The organism is Paraburkholderia susongensis (assembly GCF_900177725.1).
Lineage (GTDB): Bacteria > Pseudomonadota > Gammaproteobacteria > Burkholderiales > Burkholderiaceae > Paraburkholderia > Paraburkholderia susongensis.
The window spans coordinates 1-8,207 of the sequence record NZ_FXAT01000025.1; the positions used below are offsets into that span (position 1 = coordinate 1).

Consider the following 8,207-nt stretch of genomic DNA (forward strand, 5'->3'; position numbering starts at 1 on the left):
GCGCTGTACGACAGGTCGTTCTTCGGATACACGAACGGCTGGCCGATGCTGTACTTGTACGCCATTGCGACCAGCGTGGGCAGCTTCGCGATCATGCGGATCGCCGACACTTCACGATGACGCGGATTGTTGATGTCGAGCGAGTCGTGATAGAACGCGGACAACGCGCCGACTGCGGCGACCAGAATCGCCATCGGGTGCGCATCGCGGCGGAAGCCGCGGAAGAAGAACTGCATCTGCTCGTGCACCATCGTGTGCTTCGTGACGGTGTTGACGAACTCGGTTTTCTGCTGAGCATTCGGCAGTTCGCCGTTCAGCAGCAAATAGCAGGTTTCGAGGAAGTCGGCGTTCTGCGCGAGGTTGTCGATCGCGTAGCCGCGATACAGCAACTCGCCCTTGTCGCCGTCGATGTAGGTGATCGCCGAATTGCACGACGCCGTCGACATGAAGCCCGGGTCGTACGTGAATTTGCCGGTCTGGCCGTACAGTTTGCGAATGTCGATGACGTCCGGGCCAATCGTGCCCTTGTATATCGGCATTTCGACGCTCGGCGAATTGTCGCTGAACGATAGCGTGGCTTTAACATCTGACGGGGTCATAGCACATCCTCAATCGAAGTATGGATACAGGGTTTCGATAATCGCACGCCTGGAATAACGGACTGGCGGCGCTCAAGCGTTGCGCAGCAATTCCAGAACCCGGATCACGTCCGGGTCGGCAAGCTCGCCTTCTGGTTCCTTGCGCGCGAGCAGCAGGTCCATCAGGTCGTTATCGCTCAGCTCGAGCAGGCGCGTGAGAGCGCCCACGTCGGCATCGCTGAGGTCATGCTCATATCGGCTGAAAAAACGCTCGAAAATCAGATCGTTTTCCAGCAGGCCCCGCCGTGCACGCCAGCGAAGACGCGCGCGGCGGAGGGGGTCGGACTGATGCGATGTTTCGTTCATGTCGGTACGCGCCCGGCCGCTCCCCAGCGTACTGACCGCCCTCGAGGCAGCGAACGACAGGGAGCGCGGGAGCTATTCATCCTAGACAGCGCGGCGAACCATCAATTCCTTGATCTTGCCGATTGCCTTGGTCGGGTTCAGGCCCTTCGGGCACACGTCGACGCAATTCATGATGGTATGGCAACGGAACAGACGGTACGGATCTTCCAGGTTGTCGAGGCGCTCGCCCGTTGCCTGGTCGCGGCTGTCCGCGATGAAGCGGTAGGCTTGCAGCAGGCCAGCCGGGCCGACGAACTTGTCCGGGTTCCACCAGAAGCTCGGGCACGAGGTCGAGCAGCTGGCGCACAGGATACATTCGTACAGGCCGTCGAGCTCGTCGCGCTCTTCCGGCGACTGCAGACGTTCCTTTTCCGGCGGCGGCGTATCGTTGATCAGGTACGGCTTGATCGAGTGATACTGGTTGAAGAACTGCGTGAAGTCGCAGATCAGGTCACGCACGACGGGCAGGCCCGGCAGCGGACGCAGCACGATCTTCTGCGGCAGGTCGTTCAGGTTCGTCAGGCACGCAAGGCCGTTCTTGCCGTTGATGTTCATTGCGTCCGAGCCGCACACGCCTTCGCGGCACGAGCGACGGAACGACAAGGTTTCGTCCACCGCCTTGAGCTTGATGAGCGCGTCCAGCAGCATGCGTTCGTGCGAGTCGATGTCGATCTCGTACGTTTGCATGCGCGGTGCCGCGTCCTTGTCCGGATCGTAGCGGTAAATTTCAAATGTACGCTTGGCCATTTCTGAATTCCTTTGACTTGTGCCTTAGAAGGTACGCGCTTTCGGCGGAACCGATTCGACGGTCAGCGGCTTCATGTGAACCGGCTTGTAGTCGAGGCGGTCGCCTTCGCTGAACCACAACGTATGGCGCAGCCAGTTTTCGTCGTCGCGATGTTCGAAGTCGTCTTGCGCGTGCGCGCCACGGCTTTCCTTGCGCGCTTCGGCGGAGACCATCGTGGCGCGGGCCACTTCGATCAGGTTCGCGACTTCGAGCGCTTCGATGCGGGCCGTGTTGAAGACCTTCGACTTGTCCTTCAGGTGGATATTGTCGACGCGTGCGGACACTTCGCGGATGGCCTCGACACCTTCGGCCAGCAGCGCCGAGGTACGGAACACGCCAGCGTGCTTCTGCATCGTGCCGCGGATGTCGTTTGCGACCGACTGCGCGTACTCGCCCGAGGACGAGCTGTCCAGCTTCGCCAGACGCGACAGCGCGAAGTCGGCGGCGTCGGCCGGCAGCGGCTTGTGCTCCTTGATTTCCTTCACGTGCTTGACGATGTGGTTGCCGGCAGCCCGACCGAACACCACCAGGTCGAGCAGCGAGTTGGTGCCCAGACGGTTCGCACCGTGGACCGACACGCACGAGCATTCGCCCACGGCGTAGAAGCCGTTGACCGGATCTTCGTGACCCTTCGAAGTGCCCACGACCTGGCCGTGGATGTTCGTCGGGATGCCGCCCATCTGGTAGTGGATGGTCGGCACGACCGGGATCGGCTCTTTAATGCAATCGACGTTCGCGAACTTCAGCGCGATTTCGCGGATCGACGGCAGACGCTTCATGATCGTCTCGGCGCCGATGTGCGACAGGTCGAGCAGCACGTGATCCTTGTTCGGACCCACGCCGCGGCCTTCCTTGATTTCCTGGTCCATCGAGCGCGAAACGAAGTCGCGCGGCGCCAGATCCTTCAGCGTCGGCGCGTAGCGCTCCATGAAGCGCTCGCCGTTCGAGTTGCGCAGAATGCCGCCTTCGCCGCGCACGCCTTCGGTAATCAGCACGCCCGCGCCGGCCACGCCGGTCGGGTGGAATTGCCAGAACTCCATGTCCTGCAGCGCGATGCCCGAACGGGCCGCCATGCCGAGGCCGTCACCGGTATTGATGAACGCGTTGGTCGATGCCGCGAAGATGCGGCCCGCGCCGCCCGTGGCGAACAGCGTGGTCTTGCCTTCGAGGATGTAGACGTCGCCGGTTTCCATTTCCAGCGCGGTCACGCCGAGCACGTCGCCTTCGGCGTCGCGGATCAGGTCCAGCGCCATCCATTCGACGAAGAATTGCGTCTTGGCCGCGACGTTCTGCTGATACAGCGTGTGCAGCAGCGCGTGACCGGTACGGTCAGCCGCCGCGCAGGCGCGTTGCACCGGCTTTTCGCCGTAGTTCGCGGTGTGGCCGCCGAACGGACGCTGATAGATCGTGCCGTCGGCGTTACGGTCGAACGGCATGCCGAAGTGTTCGAGTTCGTAGACGGCGTTCGGCGCTTCACGGCACATGAATTCGATCGCGTCCTGGTCGCCGAGCCAGTCGGAGCCCTTGATCGTGTCGTAAAAGTGGTAGTGCCAGTTGTCTTCGCTCATGTTGCCGAGCGAAGCGCCGATGCCGCCTTGCGCCGCAACCGTGTGCGAACGCGTCGGGAACACTTTGGACAGCACGCAAACCGACAGACCGGCGCGCGCGAGTTGCAGCGAAGCGCGCATCCCCGAGCCGCCTGCGCCGACGATGACCACGTCGAAGCGGCGACGCGGCAGAGAATTCTTGATTGCAGCCATTCTTTTACACTCTCCAGAGAATCTGCGCAGCGTAGCCCGCACATGCGAGCAGCCAGAGGATCGTCAGCGCCTGCAGGACGAGGCGCGTGCCAACGGGCTTCACGTAGTCCATCCAGATATCGCGGATACCGACCCACGCGTGATAGAACAGCGAGAGCAGCGTGACGAACGTGGCGAGCTTCATCCACTGCGTCGCGAAGATCGACGCCCAGCCGTCGTACGAGAAGTCGCGCGCGCCGAAGAACCACGCGAGCAGAATCACGGTGTAGACCGCCATCACGCAGGCGGTGACGCGTTGCGCAAGCCAGTCGCGCAGACCATAGTGCGCGCCGACGACGAGACGCTTCGACCCGATTCGGTTATTAGCTGACATTTTTTAGAATGCTCCGAACAGTTTGGCCGCGAATGCGATAGTGAGCAGCGACGAGACGACGATCACGACGACGGAGGTCGACTTGCCCTTTTCCTTCGAGACTGCGTCGTGATTCGTATCCATCACGAGGTGACGGATGCCGGCGCAGAAGTGGAACAGGAAAGCCCACGCGAGAACCAGCGTGATGAGCTTGACGATGATGTTGGAGAGGAAGCCCTTGAAGACGTCGAAACTGAGTTCGGAAGTCAGGCTTTGATCGAAGAGGTACAGCAGGAACGGAAGGAAAACAAACAATAGCGCACCGCTCACGCGATGCAAGATCGACACGCGCCCCGCTAGCGGGAGACGGTACGCCGTCAATATTTGCCCAATACCGATGTTCCGGAATTCCGGCCTCGGTTTTTTTACGGCTTCTGCCATGCTAGACCCCTACTATGTAGTAACACTAATCTGCAATTTTAGCGCCTTTTTATATCGCGCTGCAGCGAAAACCGCTACAGACTCATGGCTGCGCGCGCAATGAAGGCACCTTCCCACGGGCACGCGTGTGGGACGCCGCGCCTCGTTTCAGCCCGATTCAGCTCAGATCGTTCTGATAGTAGTACCCGGTTGTGACATACCAACCTCGCCGGACTTCAACCGGGCGGTCCCCATAGGTATAGGACACGCGCTCCACCGAAAGCAAAGGAAAACCAGCCGGAACATGCAGCAGGTCCGCCACCGAAGGCTCGGCCGCCACCGCGCGGATCTTCTCGGTCGCGCGAATCATGCGGGTGCCGAATTCCGTTTCGAACATCGCGTAGAGAGGACCTTTGTATTCCGACAGACGCTCGAGCGTGAGCCCACGGAACACCGCGCCTGGCAGCCAGATTTCGTCGAGCACGGTGATTTCGCCATCGAACTGCAGCAAACGCTTGATGAGCACGACCGGGTCGGCCGGCTTCAGGTCGAGCTGCCGGGCGATCTCCGCCGATGCGCGCAAGCGCCGGCATTCGAGCAGGCGGCTCACGTGCGGATGCTCGGCGCCGTCGTCGGCAAGCAATCTCAGGAAGCGGAACTGCGCGCGATCTTCGTTGTGCGTCGCAACGAAAGTACCCTTGCCCTGACGGCGCACCAGCAGGTTGTCGGCGGCCAGTTCGTCGATCGCCTTGCGCACGGTACCCTGGCTCACCTTGAAACGGGCCGCCAGTTCGACTTCACTAGGAATGATCTCACCCGGCTTCCACTCACCGCTTTCGAGGCTCTGCGTAATCAACCCTTTGATCTGCTGATACAAGGGGCTGAAAGTGGGCGACGCAGCCGGTGCGGCAACGGATACACCTTCGCCCGCGGCCCCCTGGCCATTCGGGTTCACAGGATTCGCCGGGTTCGAATTCATCCGCGCATTTCATCATAAAGGGCCGGGGCGCGTCTAGGCTTTTCCCCGCAACAGATATGTCTTATATAAGACATAAGATAATGTTGACTTTGTCTGTGACGACTCCTACACTCCTTGTCGAGCAAGGGTTTGCGGGGTTTTCCGGCCGCTGTTTGATGCAGTGCCGCGATGCTCTGGCAGCCACTCTGCACCATGCCGTTCCCCACGCAGTTCAGGTTTCGATTCGCCGCCATCCGCTGGCCAGACGCTTGCCGAAACGCGCTGTTTGCAGGAGCCCGCACCGTGCAGCGGCGGTCCCGGCATCGCACTATCCCTCCCTGCTCGGCAGTATAGGTTTCCGGCATGGCGGTCTTGCCGCAACGCGCCACTTCGGCCCGGTATCCAACGAATCCGTTGACGGTCCGTATGCGAACAGTAAATCCGCCGTGTTTCATAACGCTTCGCTGAACGCGCATATAGAATGGCGTTTTCCCTAGCGTCTAACGCATCGTCCTGGAGATTTCTCAATGGCTAAGCCCGCAAAGCGCGTTGCCGTCACCGGCGCCGCAGGTCAAATCGCTTACTCCCTGCTGTTCCGCATCGCCAATGGCGATCTGCTCGGCAAGGACCAGCCGGTCATCCTGCAACTGCTCGACCTGCCGCAAGCGCAAGCCGCCGTCAAAGGCGTCGTGATGGAACTGGATGATTGCGCCTTCCCGCTGCTGTCGGGCGTCGTCATCACGGACGACCCGAAGGTCGCGTTCAAGGACGCCGACATCGCCCTGCTCGTCGGCGCGCGTCCGCGCTCGAAAGGCATGGAGCGCAAGGACCTGCTGTCGGCCAACGCCGAAATCTTCACGGTTCAGGGCAAGGCGCTGAACGAAGTCGCCAGCCGCGACGTGAAGGTGCTGGTGGTCGGCAACCCGGCCAACACGAACGCGTACATCGCGATGAAGTCGGCGCCGGATCTGCCGAAGAAGAACTTCACCGCCATGCTGCGTCTGGACCACAACCGCGCGTTGTCGCAACTGGCCGCCAAGTCGGGCAAGCCGGTCGCGTCGATCGAAAAGCTGGCCGTGTGGGGCAACCACTCGCCGACCATGTACCCGGACTTCCGCGTCGCAACCGCAGAAGGTCAGGACCTGACCAAGCTCATCAACGACGACGAATGGAACCGCAACACGTTCATCCCGACCGTCGGCAAGCGCGGTGCGGCGATCATCGAAGCGCGCGGCCTGTCGTCGGCGGCGTCGGCGGCTAACGCTGCGATCGACCACGTGCGCGACTGGGTGCTCGGCACGAACGGCAAGTGGGTGACGATGGGCATTCCGTCGGACGGCTCGTACGGTATTCCCGAAGACATCATCTACGGTGTGCCGGTCACGTGCGAAAACGGCGAGTACAAGCGCGTCGAAGGCCTGGCAATCGACGCGTTCTCGCGCGAAAAGATGGACGGCACGCTGCAGGAACTGCTCGAAGAGCGCGAAGGCGTTCAGCACCTGCTCGGCTAAGCATCTGATGCAGACGAACCGGAACTCCGAAGCGTCACCGCGGCGGGTTCCGGTTTTTTTCGCGCGAATTGCCGCGCGAATCGACGTGCGAGCCGCCGCTGAAAGGCGGCGATTCGCAGCGGATTCGAGCGCGTTTTGCGGCCGCCTCGCGGCGGCTGCGCAGAGCGCGCCCGAATCCGGTTTACTCTAATCACCCCACGCCCCTCACGCCGAAGATGCGCGTTCTCACACCCGCAGAAGTGCTGTTTGACGGCGAAGCGCCGCCCGCTGTGCTGCCTGCCTGCGATCACTACGCCGGCAGCGAAAAGCTGATGCTGAAGTCGCTCGCGTTGCAGCAGCAGCTCGGCCCGGTGTTCGATATCACGCTCGATTGCGAAGACGGCGCGCAGGTCGGCCGCGAGGCGGAACACGCGGAGCTGGTCGCGTCGCTCGTCGGCAGCGAGCATGACCGCTTCGGCCGCGTCGGCGTGCGGATTCACGACTTCGCTCACGCGCACTGGCGCGACGACGTGCGCCTGATTCTGCGCGCCGCGAAGCGAGCACCTGCTTACATCACACTGCCGAAAATCCGCAACGTCCACGATGCGGCCGAAATGGTCGCGTTCGTCGAGGCAACGCGGCGCGAGCTGAACATTGCTCAGCCGGTGCCGGTGCAACTGCTCGTCGAAACTCACGGTGCGCTCGCGCGCGTGTTCGAACTGGCCGCGCTACCGGGCGTCGAGGCGTTGAGCTTCGGCCTGATGGATTTCGTCTCCGCGCACGACGGCGCGATCCCCGACACGGCCATGCGCTCGCCCGGCCAGTTCGATCACCCGCTCGTGCGGCGCGCAAAGCTCGAAATCTCGGCCGCCTGCCATGCGCACGGCAAGGTGCCGTCGCACAACGTCAGCACCGAAGTGCGCGACATGAGCGTGGTCGCGAACGACGCCGCCCGCGCGCGCAACGAATTCGGCTACACGCGTATGTGGAGCATCCATCCGGCGCAGATCGAGGCGATCGTCGCCGCGTTCGCGCCGCGCGACGAAGAAATCGCCACGGCCACCGAAATCCTGCTGGCCGCGCAGTCCGCGCAATGGGGCCCGACGCGTCATCACGACACGCTGCATGACCGCGCGAGCTATCGCTATTACTGGTCGGTGCTGCGCCGCGCGCAAACCACTGGCCGTGCGATTGCGCAAGAAGCGGCGCCGCTCTTTGTGAAAGTGGGCGCTAACGGACAATCGGGAACATGAGCAGCACGAGTCAAACGGCGGCAACAAGCCGGCACACAGGAGAAGGCGGAACATGAGCGAGACGACGCAGGCCGCTGGCGCAGCGGGCGGCAACGAGCCGCAAAGCGGCTTCAAACCGAAGAAATCCGTCGCGCTCTCCGGCGTGACCGCGGGCAACACCGCGCTATGCACGGTCGGCAAGACCGGCAACGACCTTCACTATCG

The 8,207-nt window shown here is 62.2% G+C and carries 9 protein-coding genes and 1 pseudogene; 3 read left to right on the forward strand and 7 right to left on the reverse strand.

The genetic code is table 11. The features are described from left to right. The 7 genes from B9Z01_RS34430 to B9Z01_RS34460 form a co-directional block, all read right to left on the reverse strand. Positions 1 to 599: citrate/2-methylcitrate synthase (locus B9Z01_RS34430; protein WP_275937544.1), on the reverse strand; the 599-nt coding region annotated here is incomplete at its 3' end. 72 nt (positions 600 to 671) lie between these two features. Further along, complete coding sequence (locus B9Z01_RS34435; RefSeq protein ID WP_064271069.1) at positions 672 to 944, reverse strand: FAD assembly factor SdhE; 273 nt, start codon at positions 942 to 944, stop codon at positions 672 to 674. A gap of 81 nt (positions 945 to 1,025) precedes the next feature. Beyond that, positions 1,026 to 1,730 carry a succinate dehydrogenase iron-sulfur subunit gene (locus B9Z01_RS34440; protein WP_085489987.1) on the reverse strand — a complete coding sequence of 235 codons (705 nt, stop codon included), beginning with the start codon at positions 1,728 to 1,730 and terminating at the stop codon, positions 1,026 to 1,028. Between the two features lie 24 nt (positions 1,731 to 1,754). After that, positions 1,755 to 3,530: a succinate dehydrogenase flavoprotein subunit gene (sdhA, locus tag B9Z01_RS34445; protein WP_085489988.1), complete on the reverse strand. Its 1,776-nt coding sequence runs from the start codon at positions 3,528 to 3,530 to the stop codon at positions 1,755 to 1,757. Positions 3,531 to 3,534: 4 nt separating this feature from the next. Beyond that, entirely contained in the window at positions 3,535 to 3,903 is a 369-nt protein-coding gene (gene sdhD, locus B9Z01_RS34450) for a succinate dehydrogenase, hydrophobic membrane anchor protein (RefSeq protein WP_085489989.1), read from the reverse strand. Positions 3,904 to 3,906: 3 nt separating this feature from the next. After that, positions 3,907 to 4,323 carry a succinate dehydrogenase, cytochrome b556 subunit gene (gene sdhC, locus B9Z01_RS34455; RefSeq protein WP_085489990.1) on the reverse strand — a complete coding sequence of 139 codons (417 nt, stop codon included), beginning with the start codon at positions 4,321 to 4,323 and terminating at the stop codon, positions 3,907 to 3,909. Between the two features lie 157 nt (positions 4,324 to 4,480). Further along, entirely contained in the window at positions 4,481 to 5,281 is an 801-nt protein-coding gene (locus B9Z01_RS34460) for a GntR family transcriptional regulator (RefSeq protein ID WP_085489991.1), read from the reverse strand. A 506-nt stretch (positions 5,282 to 5,787) separates the two neighbouring features. Here B9Z01_RS34460 and B9Z01_RS34465 point away from each other — a divergent pair. The 3 genes and pseudogenes from B9Z01_RS34465 to B9Z01_RS35360 all read left to right on the forward strand — a co-directional run. Then, positions 5,788 to 6,771, forward strand: a complete 984-nt coding sequence (locus B9Z01_RS34465) for a malate dehydrogenase (protein ID WP_085489992.1) — start codon at positions 5,788 to 5,790, stop codon at positions 6,769 to 6,771. 215 nt (positions 6,772 to 6,986) lie between these two features. Next, positions 6,987 to 8,003, forward strand: a complete 1,017-nt coding sequence (locus tag B9Z01_RS34470; RefSeq protein WP_085489993.1) for an HpcH/HpaI aldolase/citrate lyase family protein — start codon at positions 6,987 to 6,989, stop codon at positions 8,001 to 8,003. 52 nt (positions 8,004 to 8,055) lie between these two features. Further along, positions 8,056 to 8,207, forward strand: a pseudogene (locus B9Z01_RS35360) (2-methylcitrate synthase); the annotation flags it as partial.

Excerpts from the sequence above, each read along its gene's own strand:
- B9Z01_RS34435 (WP_064271069.1), bottom strand. The coding sequence starts at position 944 with ATGAACGAAACATCGCATCAGTCCGACCCCCTCCGCCGCGCGCGTCTT.
- B9Z01_RS34440 (WP_085489987.1), bottom strand. The coding sequence starts at position 1,730 with ATGGCCAAGCGTACATTTGAAATTTACCGCTACGATCCGGACAAGGAC.
- sdhA (WP_085489988.1), bottom strand. The coding sequence starts at position 3,530 with ATGGCTGCAATCAAGAATTCTCTGCCGCGTCGCCGCTTCGACGTGGTC.
- sdhD (WP_085489989.1), bottom strand. The coding sequence starts at position 3,903 with ATGTCAGCTAATAACCGAATCGGGTCGAAGCGTCTCGTCGTCGGCGCG.
- sdhC (WP_085489990.1), bottom strand. The coding sequence starts at position 4,323 with ATGGCAGAAGCCGTAAAAAAACCGAGGCCGGAATTCCGGAACATCGGT.
- B9Z01_RS34460 (WP_085489991.1), bottom strand. The coding sequence starts at position 5,281 with ATGAATTCGAACCCGGCGAATCCTGTGAACCCGAATGGCCAGGGGGCC.
- B9Z01_RS34465 (WP_085489992.1), top strand. The coding sequence starts at position 5,788 with ATGGCTAAGCCCGCAAAGCGCGTTGCCGTCACCGGCGCCGCAGGTCAA.
- B9Z01_RS34470 (WP_085489993.1), top strand. The coding sequence starts at position 6,987 with ATGCGCGTTCTCACACCCGCAGAAGTGCTGTTTGACGGCGAAGCGCCG.